At 65.6% G+C, this 18,956-nt stretch carries 15 protein-coding genes and 1 tRNA gene; 14 read left to right on the top strand and 2 right to left on the bottom strand.

The window, feature by feature from the left end; genetic code table 11:
- Positions 1–5 precede the first annotated feature (5 nt).
- The 11 genes from NSE01_RS01425 to NSE01_RS01375 all read left to right on the top strand — a co-directional run bounded on the left by NSE01_RS01425 (position 6) and on the right by NSE01_RS01375 (position 12,315).
- On the top strand, positions 6–830 hold the full coding sequence (locus NSE01_RS01425; protein WP_147157843.1) for an inositol monophosphatase family protein: 825 nt from the start codon (positions 6–8) through the stop codon (positions 828–830).
- Positions 831–865: 35 nt separating this feature from the next.
- Positions 866–949, top strand: a tRNA-Leu gene (locus tag NSE01_RS01420).
- A 65-nt stretch (positions 950–1,014) separates the two neighbouring features.
- Positions 1,015–2,382, top strand: coding sequence for a DNA repair protein RadA (gene radA / locus NSE01_RS01415; protein ID WP_147157842.1), 1,368 nt, complete (start codon positions 1,015–1,017; stop codon positions 2,380–2,382).
- 12 nt (positions 2,383–2,394) lie between these two features.
- Positions 2,395–3,018, top strand: coding sequence for a CvpA family protein (locus tag NSE01_RS01410; RefSeq protein WP_147157841.1), 624 nt, complete (start codon positions 2,395–2,397; stop codon positions 3,016–3,018).
- On the top strand, positions 3,015–3,446 hold the full coding sequence (locus NSE01_RS01405; RefSeq protein WP_174811978.1) for an iron-sulfur cluster assembly scaffold protein: 432 nt from the start codon (positions 3,015–3,017) through the stop codon (positions 3,444–3,446). The genes NSE01_RS01410 and NSE01_RS01405 overlap by 4 nt, the downstream gene beginning before the upstream one ends.
- Before the next feature lie 152 nt (positions 3,447–3,598).
- Positions 3,599–5,224 (top strand): MFS transporter, encoded by a 1,626-nt coding sequence (locus NSE01_RS01400; protein WP_147157840.1) that lies wholly within the window; start codon positions 3,599–3,601, stop codon positions 5,222–5,224.
- A complete protein-coding gene (gene alr / locus NSE01_RS01395; RefSeq protein ID WP_147157839.1) occupies positions 5,217–6,272 on the top strand; it encodes an alanine racemase in 1,056 nt (351 codons plus the stop codon). Before NSE01_RS01400 ends, alr begins: the two co-directional genes overlap by 8 nt.
- An 88-nt stretch (positions 6,273–6,360) precedes the next feature.
- Complete coding sequence (phaR, locus tag NSE01_RS01390) at positions 6,361–6,921, top strand: polyhydroxyalkanoate synthesis repressor PhaR (protein ID WP_147157838.1); 561 nt, start codon at positions 6,361–6,363, stop codon at positions 6,919–6,921.
- A gap of 124 nt (positions 6,922–7,045) precedes the next feature.
- Positions 7,046–8,596, top strand: a complete 1,551-nt coding sequence (gene proS, locus NSE01_RS01385; RefSeq protein WP_147157837.1) for a proline--tRNA ligase — start codon at positions 7,046–7,048, stop codon at positions 8,594–8,596.
- 52 nt (positions 8,597–8,648) lie between these two features.
- Positions 8,649–9,971: a M28 family peptidase gene (locus NSE01_RS01380; RefSeq protein ID WP_147157836.1), complete on the top strand. Its 1,323-nt coding sequence runs from the start codon at positions 8,649–8,651 to the stop codon at positions 9,969–9,971.
- A 49-nt stretch (positions 9,972–10,020) separates the two neighbouring features.
- Complete coding sequence (locus tag NSE01_RS01375) at positions 10,021–12,315, top strand: ribonuclease R family protein (RefSeq protein ID WP_147157835.1); 2,295 nt, start codon at positions 10,021–10,023, stop codon at positions 12,313–12,315.
- Positions 12,316–12,406: 91 nt separating this feature from the next.
- Here NSE01_RS01375 and NSE01_RS01370 read toward each other — a convergent pair whose 3' ends face one another.
- Positions 12,407–12,907 carry a universal stress protein gene (locus tag NSE01_RS01370; RefSeq protein ID WP_147157834.1) on the bottom strand — a complete coding sequence of 167 codons (501 nt, stop codon included), beginning with the start codon at positions 12,905–12,907 and terminating at the stop codon, positions 12,407–12,409.
- 256 nt (positions 12,908–13,163) lie between these two features.
- Between NSE01_RS01370 and NSE01_RS01365 the strand changes: the two genes are divergently transcribed.
- From NSE01_RS01365 to NSE01_RS01355, 3 genes are all read left to right on the top strand, one after another.
- On the top strand, positions 13,164–14,456 hold the full coding sequence (locus tag NSE01_RS01365) for a pyruvate dehydrogenase complex dihydrolipoamide acetyltransferase (protein ID WP_147157833.1): 1,293 nt from the start codon (positions 13,164–13,166) through the stop codon (positions 14,454–14,456).
- A 66-nt stretch (positions 14,457–14,522) separates the two neighbouring features.
- Complete coding sequence (gene lpdA, locus NSE01_RS01360; RefSeq protein ID WP_147157832.1) at positions 14,523–15,935, top strand: dihydrolipoyl dehydrogenase; 1,413 nt, start codon at positions 14,523–14,525, stop codon at positions 15,933–15,935.
- A 10-nt stretch (positions 15,936–15,945) separates the two neighbouring features.
- Positions 15,946–17,145, top strand: coding sequence for a BaiN/RdsA family NAD(P)/FAD-dependent oxidoreductase (locus NSE01_RS01355; protein ID WP_147157831.1), 1,200 nt, complete (start codon positions 15,946–15,948; stop codon positions 17,143–17,145).
- On the opposite strand, the gene NSE01_RS01350 is transcribed toward NSE01_RS01355, so the two are convergent.
- Positions 17,130–18,842, bottom strand: a complete 1,713-nt coding sequence (locus NSE01_RS01350; RefSeq protein WP_147157830.1) for an amidohydrolase — start codon at positions 18,840–18,842, stop codon at positions 17,130–17,132. The two genes, NSE01_RS01355 and NSE01_RS01350, sit on opposite strands and share 16 nt — an antisense overlap.
- Positions 18,843–18,956 lie beyond the last annotated feature (114 nt).

The following is an 18,956-nucleotide window of genomic DNA, read 5'->3' as shown; positions in this document are numbered from 1 at the left end:
CGATCATGTCAGCAATTTCCGGCCTGATGCGGGTGATGGAGAAGGCGGCCCGCAAGGCCGGCCAGCGGCTGCGCCGTGATTTCGGCGAGGTCGAGCATCTCCAGGTGAGCCGCAAAGGGCCGGCGGACTTCGTTTCGAAGGCCGACCAGCACGCCGAGCGCACGCTGTGGGACGAACTGCGCGCGGCGCGTCCCGGTTGGGGCTTCGAGCTGGAAGAAGGCGGCACGATCGAAGGGGAGCCGGGCAAGCCGCGCTTCATCATCGATCCGCTCGATGGCACCAGCAACTTCCTCCACGGCATTCCGCACTTCGCGATCTCGATCGCGGTGCAGGAGCCGACGCTTGACGGCAAAGGCTGGGGCGAAGTGACGGCGGGGATCGTCTATAATCCGATCACCGACGAGAGCTTCTGGGCCGAAAAGACCCGCGGCGCGTGGCTGCAGGATCGGCGCCTGCGCGTTTCGGCGCGGCGCAACCTTGATGAAGCGCTGATCGCCACCGGCATTCCGTTCTCGGGCCGGGGCGACATGGGCGAGTGGACGCGCATCTATCACGAGCTTGGCCCACGCGTGGCGGGCATCCGCCGCTTCGGCGCGGCATCGCTCGATCTCGCGTGGGTGGCCGCTGGCCGCTACGACGGGTTCTGGGAAAGCTCGTTGCAGCCGTGGGATACGGCGGCGGGCTGCCTTCTGGTGCGTGAAGCCGGCGGTTTCGTTTCTGACTACCGCGGGCGTTCGCACCCGATCTGCGCCGAAACGGTGCTGGCGGGCAACGATGCGCTGCATTCGAAGCTGCACAAGCTGGTGGTCGGCGCGATCAAGACGGCTTGAAGCACGCTGAAGGGGAGGGTAAGTCCGCCTCGAGTGCCCCTGTGGTGGAATGGTAGACGCGACCGACTCAAAATCGGTTATCGAGAGATGTGCCAGTTCGAGTCTGGCCAGGGGCACCAACTTTCCACCTGATTGGCGCAAACCGGGGCTTGTGTTCCCGCTATGTTCGCATTAGGCCTGCTGAATGGCCAAACCGAAACGCCGTTATGTCTGTCAGGCTTGCGGCGGGGTATCGCCCCGCTGGCAGGGACAGTGCCCGGATTGCTCCGAATGGAGCACCTTGGTCGAGGACGCGCCGGAAACGGTGTTCTCCTCCAAGCATGATCTTTCCAGCGGCGGTCGGCCGGTTGCGTTTGTCGCGCTCGATCAACCGGTAAAACTGCCGGAGCGGCGCAAGACCGGGCTGGCGGAGCTGGACCGGGCGCTGGGAGGCGGGCTGGTGCCGGGCTCTGCAATCCTGATGGGCGGCGATCCGGGAATCGGCAAATCGACGCTGCTGCTGCAGGCCGCAGCCAAGGTGGCGCTGTCTGGCGGTGCGGCAGTCTATATCAGCGGCGAAGAAGCGGCGGATCAGGTGCGGCTGCGCGCTGACCGGCTTGGCCTTGGCAAGGCGCCGATCATGCTCGCTTCGGCGACTTCGGTGCGCGACATCCTGACCACGCTGAATGCGATGGAAACGCCGGCGCTGGTCGTGATCGATTCGATCCAGACGATGTATTCAGACCAGATCGAAGGTGCGCCCGGAACGGTGAGCCAGGTGCGCGGCTGTGCGTTCGAACTGATCCGCTATGCCAAGGCGAGCGGGGCGGCGCTGGTGCTGGTGGGGCATGTTACCAAGGACGGCACGATCGCGGGGCCGCGTGTGCTGGAGCACATGGTCGATGTGGTGATGAGCTTCGAGGGTGAGCGCAGCCACCAGTACCGCATCCTGCGCGCGCTCAAGAACCGCTTTGGCGCGGTGGACGAGATCGGCGTGTTTGCCATGCAAGGGGCGGGGCTCGAGGAAGTCGGCAATCCCTCGCTGCTGTTCCTTTCGGGCCGCGAGAACCCGGTGCCGGGCAGTGCGGTGTTTCCGGCGCTCGAAGGAACGCGGCCGGTATTGGTCGAGATCCAGGCATTGACGGTGCGCTTGCCCAGCGGAGCAACCCCGCGCCGCGCCGTGGTGGGATGGGACAGCGGGCGGCTCGCGATGCTGCTGGCAGTGCTGGAAGCGCGTTGCGGTCTCAATTTCTCGACCGCAGAGGTCTATCTCAACGTGGCGGGCGGCTACCGGCTGACCGATCCGGCGGCAGACCTTGCCGTGGCGGCAGCGCTGATTTCTGCGCTTTCGGATCGTCCGTTGTCTGGCAGCGCGGCTTGGTTCGGCGAAATTTCGCTCAGCGGTGAAGTGCGGCCCGTGGCGCATTCCTCGATCCGCCTTCGCGAGGCGGCGAAGCTGGGCTTCGACAAGGCGCATGGACCGTCCGGAACGCAGGAGAAAGTGCCCGGTATCCACTATGCCCCGATAACACTTCTGCCGAACCTGGTTGACCGGGTGATGGGTGGCTCCTAGATTTCAGCGCCTATGACCGGCTTCGATTATGTTGTTTTCCTGATCGTTGCGGTTTGCGCGATCGGCGGGTTCTTTCGCGGCTTTGTCGAGGAAGTGCTCTCGCTACTGGCGTGGTGCGTCGGGCTGTTTGCCGTGCGCTACGGTCACGAGCCGCTGACGCTGTGGCTGACGCCGCATCTCAAGAACGAGACCGGCGCCGGGGTGCTGGCCTTCGGCATCCTGACCATTGTGCCCTATTTCACCGCCAAGATGATTGCCGCCTCGGTCGGGAGCGCAAGCCGCAATTCAGTGCTGGGGCCGATCGACCGCGTGCTTGGCTTCGGGTTTGGCGCGATCAAGGGCTTTGTCATCATGGTCCTCGGCTTCTCGCTGCTGGTGTTTGGCTATGACATCGTGTGGGGCGTCGATGGGCGCCCGACGTGGATTTCCGCCGCGCGGACCTATCCGTTCCTCAATGCGGCGAGCGAGGAACTGATGACCGTGCTCGACCAGCGCCGTGATGAAGCCGCCAAGGCTGCAAAGCAAGCCGAGGCGGACAAGGACAACGCGCTGGAGAAAGCGACCCGCGATGCTGCGAAGAAGGCAGCGCGCCGGGAACTCCAGCGCCGGATCAGCAAGGCGGCGAACGGCGAATGACGGCGCAAACGGTGCGCCCGGCTCGCACGCTCTACACCCCGGAAATCCTTGGTGCGGCGACCGCGCTCGCGAACTTTGCGTGGGATGATGGCCTGCCGCTGAAGGGAGATGCGCGTTCGCGGCGCTGTGGCAGCACGCTGTCGCTGGGGCTGTCCCTCGATGGCGAGGGACGTATCGACGCGCTGGGCCTGCGCGCCCATGCCTGCGCGATCGGGCAAGCGGCGGCCTATGCATTTGCCAATGCAGCGAAAGGTCAGACGCGCAGCAAGGTCGCGGCAGCCCGCACCGCGCTGGCCGAGTGGTTGGCGGGCGAGGGCGCAATGCCGGAATGGCCGGGGATCGCCCTGGTCGAGCCGGCGCTCGGCTATCCGGCGCGGCATGATGCGATCATGCTGGCATGGGATGCGGCGCTCGCCGCGATGGGGTGATCCGCGCCTTGTCCTCGGAATGATGATAGGGGGCGTATTTCTTTGTCTCCATGCACTTTCCCGGCGCACTTTGCTTCGCTACAGCCGCCGTCTCGAGGGAATGTGCCGGACGGATCAAAGCCCGCCGGCCAGGGGATGGGAAAAATCTGGGCATGCATGAGGTGAATGGCGCACCCGAACCAACTGCGGCGGAAATCCGCCTTGTGGTGGCGGCATCTTCGGTCGGCACCGTGTTCGAATGGTACGATTTCTTCATCTACGGCACGCTTGGCGCGATCCTTTCCAAGGCCTTTTTCCCGACCGGCAATGCCACGCTGGAGATGCTGCTGTTCTGGCTGGTCTTCGCGGTGGGCTTCGGGTTCCGGCCGCTTGGCGCCGTCCTGTTCGGCTATCTCGGCGACCGGCTCGGGCGCAAGTATACCTTCCTTGTTACCGTTACGCTGATGGGCATCGCGACGGCGGGCGTCGGCCTGATCCCGCCTGCGTCGCAGATCGGCTATGCCGCGCCCGCGCTCGTCATCCTGCTGCGCGTGCTGCAGGGCCTTGCGCTGGGCGGGGAGTATGGCGGCGCGGCGGTCTATGTGTCGGAACACGCGGCGCCAGCGCGGCGCGGGTTCTTCACCAGCTTCATCCAGTCGAGCGTGGTGGGCGGCTTCGTGCTGAGCCTTGCCGTGGTCCTGCTGTGCAAGGGGGCGATGAGCAAGGACGTGTGGGAGGCATGGGGCTGGCGCGTGCCGTTCCTGCTGAGCTTGTTGCTGCTCGCCGTTTCGCTGTGGATGCGGCTCAAGCTGTCGGAAAGCCCGGTGTTCAAGGCGATGAAGGAAAGCGGCGAGATCGCCGGCAATCCCTTCGTCGAGAGCCTGACTTACCCGGGCAACGGCAAGCGGCTGTTCATCGCGCTGTTCGGCGTGGCGGCGGGCCTGACGGTGATCTTCTACACCTCGATGTTCACCGGGCTGTCGTTCCTCAAGGGACCAATGCGGGTGGATGACATGACGGCCGAACTGCTCGTGGGCCTCGCCTGCGTGCTCGGCATGCCGTTCAGCGTGGTATTCGGCCATATCTCCGACAAGGTGGGGCGCAAGCTGCCGATCGTGCTGGGCTATGTCGCGATGCTGGTGCTGGTGTTCCCGATCTTCTGGATGATCGGCAATGCCGCCAATCCCGGGCTTGCCGAAATGGCGCGGCGCGAACCGGTTGTCGTGAGCGGCCCCGATTGCGGGTACAATCCGTTTGCCGCCGAGCAGGCGACGAATTGCGGCAAGTTGCTCGCCGACCTCTCCGCCTCGGGCGTGCGCTATTCGCTGCACGAGGGGCCCGCGCTGGCGATGACCATCGGTAGCGATGCGGCCTCGCTCGGCGATTACCCCTGGGCCGAAAAGAGTGCGGCGCGCGGCAAGGTGCTGCAGGCCACGCTGACCAGCGCCGGGTATGATTTTGCCAAGGTCAAACCGGACTTTGGCCGCTCTGCGATCATTGTGTTCGGCCTCGTTGTGCTGATGGCGCTGACCGGTGCAACCTATGGGCCGGTGGCTGCCGTGCTTTCGGAGATGTTCCCGGCGCGGATCCGCTACAGCTCGATGTCGATCCCCTATCATATCGGCACCGGCTATCTCGGCGGGTTCCTGCCGCTGATCTCGGCGCTGATCGTCGCAAAGACCGGCGATCCCTATGCCGGACTGTGGTACACGTGGGTCGTGGTTGCCGTGGCCTTCGTGGTCTCGCTCTGGGGCCTCAAGGGCGGACCGCCGAAGGACTTTGCCCACGGCGATGACTGAAGCTGCGCCGCTTCCCCCAGCCGCGCTGCGGCTGCGCGTTGATCGCGCGGCGCTCGCGGCGAACTGGACTGCGCTTGATGCGCTCTCGGGCGCGGCGCGGGCGGGGGCGGCGATCAAGGCGGATTGCTACGGGCTCGGCGTCGATGCCGCCGTGCCGGTGCTGGCGGCGGCGGGGTGCCGGGACTGGTTCGTGGCGCACTGGCAGGAAGCGGCCGGGGCCGTGCGGCATGTTCCTGCCGGGCAGGTCTCGGTGCTTCACGGACCGATGACCGATGCAGAGGCCGCTTATGCGCGTGCACTCGGGGTGCGCCCGGTGCTCAATTCGCTGCCGCAAGTGCGGCGGTGGCTGGCAATGGGGGGCGGCGCCTGCGACCTCATGATCGATACCGGGATGAGCCGGCTCGGCCTGCCGCTGGCGGAGATTGGCGCGCCGGAAGTCGGTATGCTGGAGATCGAGACGTGCCTCAGCCATCTCGCCAGCGCTGATGAGGATTGTGCGCAGAATGCCGCGCAGCTTGCGCGTTTTCGCGAGGTCAGGGTTGCAGTACATGCGCAGCGCTTCAGCCTGTGCAACAGCGCCGGAATCGCGCTTGGCAGCGATTACCACTTCGATCTGACTCGTCCCGGCCTTGCGCTCTATGGCGGCGTGCCGCGCGGCGAGCTCGCCGAGCGGATCACGCAGGTCGCATATCCCGAGGCTGCGGTGATCCAGGTGCGCGAACTCGCGCGCGGCGACTCGGTCGGCTACAACGCGACCTTTACCGCTCCTGCTGCGATGCGCGTCGGCGTTATTTCTGTGGGTTACGCTGATGGTTACCTGCGCTGCTGGTCGGACCGCGGGCAGGTGCTGTGGCAGGGCCAGCAACTTCCGGTGTTGGGGCGCGTTTCCATGGACATGACGATTATCGACCTTTCAGCCGCAGAAAACTGCGGGGAAGGCGATTGGTTGGGGCTCGATTACGCGCTGCCGGAGGCTTCGGCGGCGAGCGGATTGTCGCAGTACGAACTGCTCACGCTGCTCGGCAGGAGATACGACCGCGCTGGATGAATTGTTGTTATTCGTCCAAGATTTATTGCGCTGCACATACCGCATCTGCTAAAAGCATTCGCATAAACCCAGCAGGGCGCACAAAAAAATGGCAAACGCAGCGAAGGACGGCGATACCGTCATCATCAAGAAGTACGCCAACCGGCGGCTCTATAACACGCGGACGTCTAGCTACATCACGCTCGATCATCTCGCGCAGATGGTGAAGGAAAACATCGAATTCAAGGTTTTGGACGCCAAGACAGGCGCCGACTTGACGCACACGATCCTTACCCAGATCATCATGGAAGAAGAGGCGAGCGGCGAGCAAATGCTGCCGACGAACTTCCTTCGCCAGTTGATCTCGATGTACGGAAATTCGATGCAGGCGCTTCTTCCGGGCTATCTGGAAGCCTCGATGGAGCACTTCCGCGAGAACCAGGCGAAGCTGCGCAAGGCGATCGAGGACAGCATCGGCGCGAACCCGCTGGCGCAGATCGCGCAGCGCAACATGGAGCTGTTCAAGGCGGCGACCGCTGCTTTCGTCCCCGGTGCCGTGCAGGCGGCCGAGGCCGAAAAGGCCGCCTCCGCGCCGGCCGACGACGAGCTTGCCGTGCTGCGCAAGCAGATGGCGGACATGCAGAAAAAGCTGGATCAGCTCGCGGGCTGAGCAAGGTTCGGGCAATCGCTCTGACGAGGATTGCCCGAAGAACCTTTGCCGGATTTCTCAGTTAATCGCGATTTCCGAGCCGCGAAATGTTCCATTTCGCTCGAAATCGCTCTAACCGCGCCGCATGACCAAGAACGCAACGATCAAGCACGCCCTGCCCATTACGCGGCAGGAGGATTTCGCCCAGTGGTATCAGGCGGTGATCGCCGAGGCCGAACTCGCCGAGGAATCGGGCGTGCGCGGCTGCATGGTCATCAAGCCGTGGGGCTATGGCATCTGGGAACGCATCCAGAAGCTGATGGACGAACGCATCAAGGAAGCGGGCGTCGAAAACTGCTATTTCCCGCTGTTCATCCCGCTTTCGTACTTCACGCGTGAGGCCGAGCACGTCGAGGGCTTTGCCAAGGAAATGGCGGTCGTCACGCATCACCGTCTGATCGGCGATGGCAAGGGCGGGCTGGTGCCTGATCCCGAGGCGAAGCTTGAAGAGCCTCTGATCGTGCGGCCGACGTCCGAAACGGTGATCGGCGCGGCCATGGCGCGCTGGATCCAGTCGTGGCGCGATCTGCCGCTGCTCACCAACCAGTGGGCCAACGTGGTGCGCTGGGAGATGCGCACGCGCATGTTCCTGCGCACGAGTGAGTTCCTCTGGCAGGAAGGCCACACGGCCCACGCCGACGAGGCCGACGCAATGGTCGAGACGCTGCGCGCGCTGGAAATGTACCGCAGCTTTGCCGAAGACGTGCTGGCAATGCCGGTCGTTGCGGGGCCCAAGCCCGAGAACGAGCGTTTCCCCGGTGCGGTCGAGACATTCTCGATCGAGGCGATGATGCAGGACGGCAAGGCGCTGCAGGCCGGCACTTCGCACTATCTTGGCACGACGTTCTCGGAAGCCGCTGGGATCCGCTATCAGGACAAGGAAGGCCAGCAGACGCTGTGCCATACGACGAGCTGGGGCGTTTCCACTCGCATGATCGGTGGTGTCATCATGACGCATGGCGATGACGACGGCCTGCGCACGCCGCCGCAGATCGCGCCGCAGCAGATCGTGATCCTGCCGATGCTGCGCGACAATGATGGCGATGCCGCGCTGCTCGAATACTGCGCGCAACTGCGCGCGAAGCTGGCCAAGCTTTCGGTGTTCGACGAGAAGGTGCGCGTGCTGCTCGACAAGCGTCCGGGCAAGGCAACCGCCAAGCGCTGGGGCTGGGTGAAGAAGGGCGTGCCGCTGATCCTCGAGATCGGCGGGCGCGATGCCGAGGGCGGCCAGGTTTCCGTGTTGCGCCGCGACAAGCTGTGGCGCGAGGATGGCAAGGCCAATTTCGTCGGTATGGCGCAGGACGATTTCGTCGCCAGCGCAGCGGCTGAGCTGGAAGCGATCCAGACCGCGCTGCATGAAGAAGCCCGCGAGCGGCGCGATGCGCAGATCGAGCGTGGGATCAGCGATCTCGATGGCCTTGCGGCTTACTTTGCCGAGGACAAGGCATTTCCGGGCTGGGTCGAGCTGTGCTGGTCGCGGCCGACGGGCGCCGCGCTCGACAAGGTGGTGGAGCAGTTGAAGGCGCTCAAGCTGACGATCCGCAACACGCCGATGGATGCGGCGCCGGCGGAAGGGCTGTGCCCTTTCACCGGCGAACCGGCGGTCGAGCGCATTCTGGTGGCGCGGGCGTACTGAACCTTGGGGCGGGTGCCTCGACTTCATTCGAAGTTGGGGTAAGGGTTTGCGCATGAAGACGATTCTAGCGCTCCCGCTGCTCGCCCTTGCCTTGCCAACCGTAGCCTTTGCCGCGTCGGACGACGGCGTCACGCAGGCCCGCCTTGAAGCCGATGTTGCGCGCCTTGTGGCGTTTGGCACGCGCCACACGCTGTCTTCGCAGGATGATCCCAAGCGCGGGATCGGCGCAGCGCGCAAGTGGGCGGAAGCCGAGTTCCGCAAGACCGGCGCGGCGTGCGGCGGCTGCCTTGACGTGGTGCTGCCAGAAACCACCGTGCAGGGCGAGCGCGTGCCGGTGGTAACGCGGCTTGTAGATGTCGTGGCAATCCAGCGCGGGACTGTGCGGCCCAATGAAGTCGTGATCGTGCAGGGGCACATCGACAGCCGCAATTCCGATGCCATGGACGCTGTGGGTGTTGCGCCGGGGGCGAACGACGATGGCTCCGGCACGGCGCTCGTGCTGGAAGCGGCGCGGGTGCTTTCGAAGCAGAAGTTTGCCGGGACGATCGTCTATGCCGTGCTCTCGGGCGAGGAGCAGGGGCTCTACGGCGGCAAGCTGCTGGCCGACTATGCGAAGGCGCAGGGGTGGACGGTGAAGGCCGTGCTCAACAACGATATCGTCGGCAATTCGCGCGGATCGGACGGACTGGTCGACGATGCACATGTGCGCGTGTTCTCCGAAGGGCCGCGCGACGATGCGAGCGAGCGGGCGCGCGATGCCTTGCGGTCCATCGGCGGCGAGAACGACAGCCCTTCGCGCAATCTTTCGCGATGGCTGGCAGGGCTGGGCGATGATGGCCTTGCCGTGCGGCAGGTCTGGCGCGCGGATCGCATGGGGCGCGGCGGGGATCATCTGCCGTTTCAGGCGCTGGGCTATCCGGCGGTCCGCTTTACCGTGGCGGTCGAGAATTATGAGCGGCAGCACCAGAATGTGCGGAGCGAAAGCGGACGGCCGTTTGGCGATCTGCCCGAGGCGATGGATTTTGCGTACCTCGCCAAGGTGACGAAGCTGAATGTGCGGGCACTGGCGGCCATGGCTGCCGCGCCGATGCCGCCGGTGGCAAAGGTGACGGCGGCGGTGCAGACATTCACTGATGTCGACTGGACCGCAGCCCCGGGCGCGGCGCGCTATCGCGTGTGGCAGCGGCGGACCGATGCGCCGGGCTGGGAGGCAAAGCCGGTGGCCGAAACGGACCAGACCCATCTGCGGCTTGAGGGCGTGCGCGGTGACGATTGGTTCTTTGGCGTGAGTTCGGTGGCGGCAGACGGTTCGGAGAGCCCGGTGGCCTCGGCGGTGCCGCCGGGTGCCTATCTGCCTGAGGCGCCCAAGCCCTGACCCACGGGCCGACCTTGCTATTGCGGCCGGCAACGCTCAGAGGTCTGTGATGGCAATTCGCAAGCAGACACCGAACGGGCCGGACGGTCTTCCCACGCGCCAGCAGGTGCTCGATTTCATCACCGCGAGCGAGGAACCGGCGGGCAAACGCGAGATATCGAAGGCGTTCGGCCTCAAGGGCACCGAGAAGATCGCCTTGAAGGCGCTGCTCAAGGATATGGCCGAGGAAGGCCTGATCGACGGCAACCGCAGCGCGTTTCACCGGCTCGGCGGGGTGCCGCGCGTGACGGTGCTGCGCGTACTGGAGATCGAGGATGGGCAGCCGCTGGCGATCCCCGATAGCTGGCAGCCCGATGATGGCGCGCCGCCACCGCGCATCCGCATTCTGGAGCCGCGCGGAAAGGGCCGCGCGCAGGCTGCGCTCAAGGTTGGCGACCGGGTGCTGGCGCGGACCGAGGAAGCGGGGCGCGGCCTCATCGCCCATGTGATGAAGAAGCTGCCGACGCGGACCGAGCAGGTTCTGGGCGTTGTCGAGTTCGATGGGGCGGGAAAGCCTTGGCTTGCGCCCGTGGACAAGCGCGTGCGCAATGCTGTGGCCATCGCGGATCTGGGCGGAGCAGCGGAAGGGCAGCTCGTGCTGGGCGAGCCGGTGAGCAAGAGCCCGCGCGCAGGGCTGAAGGTGACTGAAGTTCTGGGCGATCCGCTGGCGCCGCGCGCGTTCAGCCTGATTGCTATCCACAAGCATGGCATTCCGTTCGTATTCCCGCAGGAAGCGCAGGATGAGGCAGCGCTGGCAGCGCAAATGGCCTTGTCCGAGGATCAGCGCGAGGATTTGCGGCATCTGCCGATCGTCGCGATCGATCCCGCCGATGCGCGCGACCATGACGATGCGATCTGGGCCGAGCCCGATGGCGAAGGCGGCTTCCGCGCCGTCGTCGCGATTGCGGATGTAAGCTTCTATGTGCGGCCCGGCGGCGCGGTTGACCGCGAGGCGAGGAAGCGCGGCAATTCGGTCTATTTCCCCGACCGCGTGGTGCCGATGCTGCCGCATGTGCTGAGCTCGGACGTCTGTTCGCTGAAAGTGGGGGCGGACCGGGCGGCGATGGCCTGCCACCTGACGATCGACGCCGAGGGGCGGATCACTGGCTGGCGCTTCACGCGGGCGCTGGTTCGGATCGCCGAAGTGATCGCTTATGAGGAAGCGCAGCGGCGGATCGACGCGCGCGAGGCCGCGCCGCATCTCCAGAACCTGTGGGCGGCGTGGCGGCTGCTGGAAAAGGCGCGTGGGCAGCGCGATCCGCTGGAGCTGGAGCTGCCTGAGCGGCGGGTCGTGCTCGACGAGAAGGGCAAGATCGCCGAGATCGCCATCCGGGAACGGCTCGATGCACACCGCGTGGTCGAGGACTTCATGATCGCGGCGAACGTGGCGGCTGCGAAAGCGCTGGAGGCTAAGGTCGCGCCGGTCGTCTACCGCATCCACGAGCCGCCGAGCCGCGAGAAACTGGTGGCGCTGAAGGACTATCTCGCCACATTCGGGCGCAAGCTGGCGCTGGGGCAGGTGATCACGCCGGGGCTGTTCAACCGCATGCTCAAGGACGTGACGGACGAGGCCGAGAAGGCGCTCGTTATGGAAGCCGTGCTGCGCAGCCAGACGCAGGCCTATTACGGGCCGCGCAATGCCGGGCACTTCGGGCTGGCGCTGGGCAGTTATGCGCACTTCACTTCGCCGATCCGGCGTTATTCGGACCTGCTGGTTCACCGCGCGCTGGTCGATGCGTACCATCTGGAACAGCCGCGGCCCGAAGGGAAAAACATTCCGGGGACGTCAGGCTTGTCGGACCGCGACCGTAGCGATCTGGCGCGGATCAGCGATGCCATTTCCAAGGCCGAGCGACGCGCGATGGAAGCTGAGCGCGAGACAATCGACCGCTATGTTGCCGCGTGGCTGGCTGGGCGCGTGGGCGAGGTGTTCGATACGCGCGTGACAGGTGTGCAAAAGTTTGGCCTGTTCGCGACGATCATCGGGCTGGGCGGCGATGGGCTGGTGCCGATCTCGACGCTGGGGGCCGAACGGTTCGGCTATGATGAGAAGCGGCAGGTGCTGTTCGGCGAGGAGACCGGCGAGGAATTCGCGATGGGGATGATCCTCAAGCTGCGTCTTGCCGAAGCCAATCCGCTGACGGGCGCGCTGAAGTTTGAACCGGTCGAAATGCCCGAGGGCGCGGGGCGGATCGAGCCGCGCGGTGGGCGGCCGTTTGAAAGAGCGCCGAAGAAGGCGGGCGGCTATGTGCAGGGTCCGCGCGGGCGTCCGCGCAATATCCGGCATCAGGGGCGCAAGCGGTAATACCCGAAGCCGCTCATGCTGAGCTTGTCGAAGCATCACGCACGACGGTTGCGCCAGCACTCTTCGACAAGCTCAGGGTGAGCGGGTGGGGTTAGCTGAACGAATCGATCCCGCGTTCGTCGATGCCGCCCGGCACGATCATCAGCACGCAGGGCAGCTGGCCGATCTGCGAGGTGAAGTGGGTAACGAGCGGGCCGGGGTTGCCCTCTGCCGCCGCGCCCAGCACGAGCGCAGAAACCTCGGGATGCTCCGCAAGGTATTCGCGCACGACTTGCGGGCCGCTGCCGGTGCGCACTGCGACGGCGGGCTGAAGGCCCGACTCATCGGCAAGGCTTCCGGCGGCAGTGCGGGCGAGGTCTTCCGCCCGCTCTCGAGCTTCGGCCTCGATGGTCGCCTGGATGCTGCCGAACACGACAAATTCCTGCCGGGGAACGAGGGCGAGGATATGGACCGTGCCGCCGGTGCGCACCGCGCGGCGCGCAGCAAAGCGCAGCGCGCGGGCGGCTTCCTCGGTATCGTCCATGATGACCAGATAGACACGCTGCCGTGCACGTGCCTCGGCGCCGGGCGTTCCCTCTGACTCGTTTGCCATGTGAACCATGCCTGCCCCCTTGCGGCGGGGCGAAATTCGCGCGTACCGCGACTGCCCCTATCTCGCAGAGTGATGCGTATTGGCCTAATTCGTATGCGGGGCAAGCGCCAAGAGACTTGACCGGCTTCGCGCGGGTGGCGAAATGGCAGCCCTTGTGCCAAGGGAAGCGCCACGGCCTTGTAACGGCTTGGCTATATGTACCCAAGCCACAAGTCTGAACCACGCCCTTGTAACCAAATAGGGAAAAGAGCTGACCATGCCGATCCAGATCAAGATGCCCGCGCTTTCGCCCACCATGGAGGAAGGCACGCTGGCCAAGTGGCTGGTGAAAGTGGGCGACAAGGTTTCGTCCGGCGACATCATGGCGGAGATCGAAACCGACAAGGCGACGATGGAATTCGAAGCGGTCGATGAAGGCGTCGTGGTGGCCATCGACGTGGCTGAAGGAACCGAAGGCGTGAAGGTCGGCACTGTGATCGCGACGATCGCGGGTGAGGACGATGATGAAGCAGTTCCGGCGGCTGCGGCTGCACCGGCGGCTGCTCCTGCTCCTGCTCCGGTTGCGGCTCCTGTCGCGGCGGCACCTGCGGCAGTTCCGGCTCCGGTTGTTGCCGCCCCTGCGGCGCCAGCGGGTGATCGCATTGTGGCGAGCCCGCTCGCCAAGCGCATCGCGGGCGAGAAGGGCATCGATCTCAGCACTGTGGCCGGCAGCGGCCCGCATGGGCGGATCATCAAGGCGGACCTCGATGCGGCTCCGGCAGCGGCGGTTGCGGCTCCTGCCGTGGCTGCGCCGGTGGCGGCACCCGCGCCCGCAGCAGCGCCCGCACCGGCGGCGGCGCCTGCGCCGTTCAGCACCGATATCCCGCACGAAGCGGTCAAGCTTTCCTCGATGCGCAAGACCATTGCGCGCCGCCTGACCGAGGCCAAGGCGACGGTGCCGCATTACTATCTCACCGTCGATATCAGCCTCGACAAGCTGCTCAAGTTGCGCGCGGAACTGAACTCGGCGCTGGCGGGTGAGGGCGTGAAGCTCTCGGTCAACGACCTGCTTATCAAGGCGCTGGGCAAGGCGCTGATGCTGGCGCCCGATGCCAACGTGAGCTTCGCGGGCGACAACCTGATCCGCTATTCGCGCGCGGATATCGCCGTCGCGGTCTCGATCCCGGGCGGCCTCATCACGCCGATCGTGACGGGGGCCGACGTCAAGTCGATCTCCACGATCCAGAAGGACATGGCCGACCTTGCCGCGCGGGCGAAGGCGGGCAAGCTGGCGCCGCACGAGTACCAGGGCGGCACGGCGAGCCTTTCGAACCTTGGCATGTTCGGGATCAAGCAGTTTGAGGCGGTGATCAATCCGCCGCAGGGCATGATCATGGCGATCGGTGCGGGCGAAAAGCGTCCCTACGTGATCGACGATGCGCTCGGCATTGCCACCGTCATGTCCGCCACGGGCAGCTTCGACCACCGCGCCATCGACGGGGCGGAAGGCGCGCAGCTGATGCAGGCGTTCAAGACGCTGATCGAAGCGCCGCTGGCGCTTGTTGCCTGATCATATTGAGAGCGGCGCCTGCCTGCGGGCGGGCTAAAGCAGATGCCGACTTGAAGGAGCAATTTCGTGGCTGATCAATACGACCTCATCGTTCTCGGCTCGGGCCCCGGCGGCTATGTCGCGGCGATCCGCGCGGCGCAGCTCGGGCTCAAGGTCGGCATTGTCGAGCGCGAACTGCTCGGCGGTATCTGCCTCAACTGGGGCTGCATCCCGACGAAGGCGCTGCTGCGTTCGGCGGAAGTGTTCAACCAGATGAAGCACGCCGCCGCCTATGGTCTGGCGGCGGACAATATCCGCGCGGACATCGACGCGGTGGTGAAGCGTTCGCGCGGAGTGGCCAAGCAGCTCAATCAGGGCGTGACGCACCTGATGCGCAAGAACAAGATCACGGTGCACATGGGCAATGGCGTGCTCAAGGGCGGCGGCCAGATCGAGGTGACCGGCGACAAGGGCACTGAGACGATCTCGGCCAAGCATGTGATCGTCGCGACCGGTGCGCGCGCGCGCGATCTGCCGTTTGCCAAGGCCGACGGGGACCGCATCTGGACGTACCGCCATGCGATGGTGCCGCCTGCGATGCCGAGCAAGCTGCTGGTCATCGGATCGGGCGCGATCGGTATCGAATTCGCAAGCTTCTACAATGACATGGGCGCGGATGTTACGGTCGTCGAGATGATGGACCGGATCGTTCCGGTGGAAGATGCCGATGTTTCGGCGTTCCTCGAGAAGTCGCTTACCAAGCAGGGGATCAAGATCCTCACCGGCGCGGGTGTGGAAAGCATCACCACCAGCGCGGCGGGCGTGAAGGCGAAGATCAAGGGCAAGGATGGCTCGTCGGCCGAGCATGATTTCAGCCATGTGATCGTGGCCGTGGGCATCGTGCCCAATACCGAGAACATCGGGCTTGAGGCGCTGGGAGTCGCCACCGAGCGCGGGATCATTGCGATCGACGGTTATGGCCGCACCAATGTGCCGGGCGTGTGGGCTATCGGCGACGTGACGCCGGGTCCGTGGCTGGCGCACAAGGCGAGCCATGAGGGTGTGATCGCGGCGGAAGCTATCGCGCAGGCGCTGGGCAACGCCGAAGTGCACCCGCATCCGATGGACCGGCTCAACATTCCGGGCTGCACCTACTGCCACCCGCAGGTGGCGAGCGTGGGCCTGACCGAAGCCAAGGCCAAGGAAGCGGGCCACACCGTCAAGGTCGGCAACTTCCCGTTCATCGGCAACGGCAAGGCCATCGCGCTGGGTGAGGCCGAGGGCTTCATCAAGACGGTGTTCGATGCCGAGACCGGTGAACTGCTCGGCGCGCACATGATCGGCGCAGAAGTGACCGAGCTGATCCAGGGCTATGTCGTGGGCAAGACGCTCGAGACGACCGAGGCCGAACTCATGCACACCGTGTTCGCGCACCCGACGCTTTCGGAAATGATGCACGAGTCTGTGCTCGCGGCTTACGGGCGCGCGCTTCATATCTGATCCCCAAGCCATGGCGCCGACGCATGACGTTATCGTGCTCGGCGCCGGGGCGGCGGGGCTGTTCTGTGCAGGGCTTGCGGGCCAGCGCGGCAAGCGGGTCGCGCTGCTCGATCACGCCGATGCGCCGGGCAAGAAGATCCTGATTTCCGGAGGAGGGCGGTGCAATTTCACCAACCTCCACACCGCGCCGGATCGCTATCTCTCTGAAAATCCGCATTTCGCGCGTTCGGCGCTGAGCCGCTACACGCCGGCGGACTTCATCGCGCTGGTCGAGCGCTATGGGATTGCCTGGCACGAGAAGACGCTGGGGCAGCTGTTCTGCGATGGCTCGGCGAAGCAGATCGTGGCGATGCTGCTGGAGGAGTGCCGGGCGGGCAAAGTCGACTTGCGCTGCGGCGAGCCGGTTGGGGCAGTGGAGCATGGCGACGGGCTGTTCCGGGTCGCTTTCGGTGCGGAAACGGTCGTTGCCCCCGCGCTGGTGATCGCGACGGGTGGGCCTTCGATCCCCAAGATGGGCGCGACCGGGTTTGCCTATGAACTGGCGCGCAAGTTCGGCCTCAAGGTCGTGCAGCCGCGCCCTGCGCTGGTGCCGCTGACGCTTTCGGGTGAGGATATCCTTTTCCGCGAACTGTCCGGTGTTTCCGCAGACGTCGTTGCGCGCTCGGGTAAGGCGGCATTTCGCGAGGCGGCGCTGTTTACCCATCGCGGGCTTTCAGGGCCGGCGATCCTGCAGGTCTCGTCGTATTGGCGGCCGGGGGAAAGCGTTTCCATCGATTTCCTGCCCGATCAGCCGCAGGACTGGCTGCTGGCCGCCAAGCGTGAGCGGCCGCGTTCGGCGATGGCCCGGGTGCTCGGCGCAGCGCTGCCGGAGCGACTGGCGGGACGCCTTGCCGAAAGCGTCGGCGTAGCGGGCGAACTCGGGCAGACGCAGGACAAATTGCTGCGAGTTGCCGAAGCGAAGCTGCGTCGCTGGGAGTTCACCCCGAGCGGCAGCGAAGGCTTTGCCAAGGCGGAAGTGACCGCGGGCGGAATCAGCACCGCCGGGCTATCCTCGCGCACAATGGAGGCCAAGGCGGTGCCGGGGCTTTATGCCATTGGCGAGGCGGTGGACGTCACCGGGTGGCTGGGCGGCTACAATTTCCAGTGGGCCTGGGCGAGCGCGCACGCGGCTGCGAACGCGCTCGCGGAAGGCGATCAGGGCGCGGTGTAGACCTGCTCGCCCGCGATGTACGTCGCGAGCACCTTGGTATCGTGGATCTGGCCGACCGGCACCGTCAGCGGATTGCGATCAAGCACGATGAGATCGGCGAGCTTGCCGGGTTCCAGCGTGCCGCCCTTGTCGAGCCGGCCCATTTCGGCGGCGCCATTGCGGGTGAACACGGCCATAGCCTGCTCGCGCGGGATGCGCTGGCCTTCATTGATCGGCTCTCCGGTCGCGCCGGGAACCTGCCGGGTGACGAGGGTTTCGAACGCCAGCCACGGATTGACCGAGGGGACGACCGGCCAGTCCGAACCTGTCACGACATTGGCGCCGCTTTCCAGCACATCCTTCATCGGCCAAAGGCGCTTCATGCGTTCCGCGCCGACCGCCTTGGCGATATCGACTGAGGTGATCGGAGTGGGCCACCAGATGTAGGGCGAAAGCTCCCACGTGAAGTGCAGTTCGTGCCCGCGCGGGACGTCAGCCACGTCGATGAAGGTGTTGTGGCCAATTTCGTGGTGCGGCCCGGCATCGCCATTGGCCTTGCGCGCGGCGGCAATCGCCTCGACAGCCTCGCGCACCGCGCCATCACCGGCGGCGTGGAATTTCACCTGAATGCCCTGCCGGTCGAACGCGGCGACTGCGGGGAAGAGTGTGTCCTCGGGGATCAGCTTGAGGCCCTTGCCGCCGCCGGGCCCCTGATCGTCATGCGCACCGCCGCGATGTTCGTAGGGCGCGAGCATGACCGCCGTGCGGCCCTCCAGCGGCACGCCATCGAGGAACATCTTGACGCAATCGAGCTTGAGCCGGCCCCCGCTCCACGCCTGCCGCTGCGGGATCAGCGCCTCGCTGTCACCCGAATTGGGGCCCCAGACAATACAGCCGCGCGCATACTGCTTTAGGCCGCCGGACTTGGCATAGGCGGAAAGGCCTTCGATCATCTCGCGGCGGACGGCGGCATCGGTGAAGCCGACGATGCCGTAGGAAAGCATCTCGTCGGTCGCGACCTTGATCGCCGTGACTTGCTGCTCGGTCGTTGCCTTGGGCATGAAACGTTCGATATCGCGCGCGGTCACTTCGCGCAGCACGCCGGTTGGCTCACCCTTGGCGTCGCGGTCGATCACGCCGCCGGGAACATCCTTGGTGGCGCGGGTGATCCCGGCGATTTCCAGCACCTTGGAATTGACCCACACGCTGTGCAGGCTCTCGTCGTTGAGCATGACCGGATTGTTGGGGGCGACGGCATCGAGCAGTCGCTTGTTCTGTTCACCCGGCTTGAACGCCGCGCCGACCCAGCTGCCGCCGGTGATCCACTCACCGGGCTTGGCCTTGGCGGCGCAGGCCTTGACCGCGGCGACGATGGCCTTGGCGTCCGCGCCTTGAGCAAAGCGGCAGGAAAGCTTGTCGCGCCCTGCGAAATATGTGTGGACGTGCATGTCGTAGAGGCCGGGCATCACGGTGCGACCGGCGAGGTCAACCGTGCGGGCGGCGGGCCCTGCCATGCCGGCGATCTCGGCATCGGTGCCGGTGGCGACGATGGTGCCGGCTGAAACTGCCAGCGCCTGCGCGGTGCCGGAAGGGGTGAGCACGGTGCCGTGCAGGAAAACCAGATCGACAGGCCCGGGCTGCGCGAACGCGGGGCCGCTGGCGAAGAGTGCGCTGGCGAGGACGGCGCTAGCGGGGAGAGCGGTTCTGATACGGATCATGCGGCACGAACTTTCGGTAGGCGGGAGCGGGAGGACTAGGCCTGCGGGCGGGGGTGGAAGGCTTGGCCAAACCGGCCAAACTGGGATGGCGGCCTTGTCCCGGCGGTGCACGGC

Source organism: Novosphingobium sediminis, assembly GCF_007991615.1.
Lineage (GTDB): Bacteria > Pseudomonadota > Alphaproteobacteria > Sphingomonadales > Sphingomonadaceae > Novosphingobium > Novosphingobium sediminis.
The sequence above is the reverse complement of the archived record's forward strand: the minus strand, read 5'-3'. Positions and strand labels throughout refer to the sequence as shown.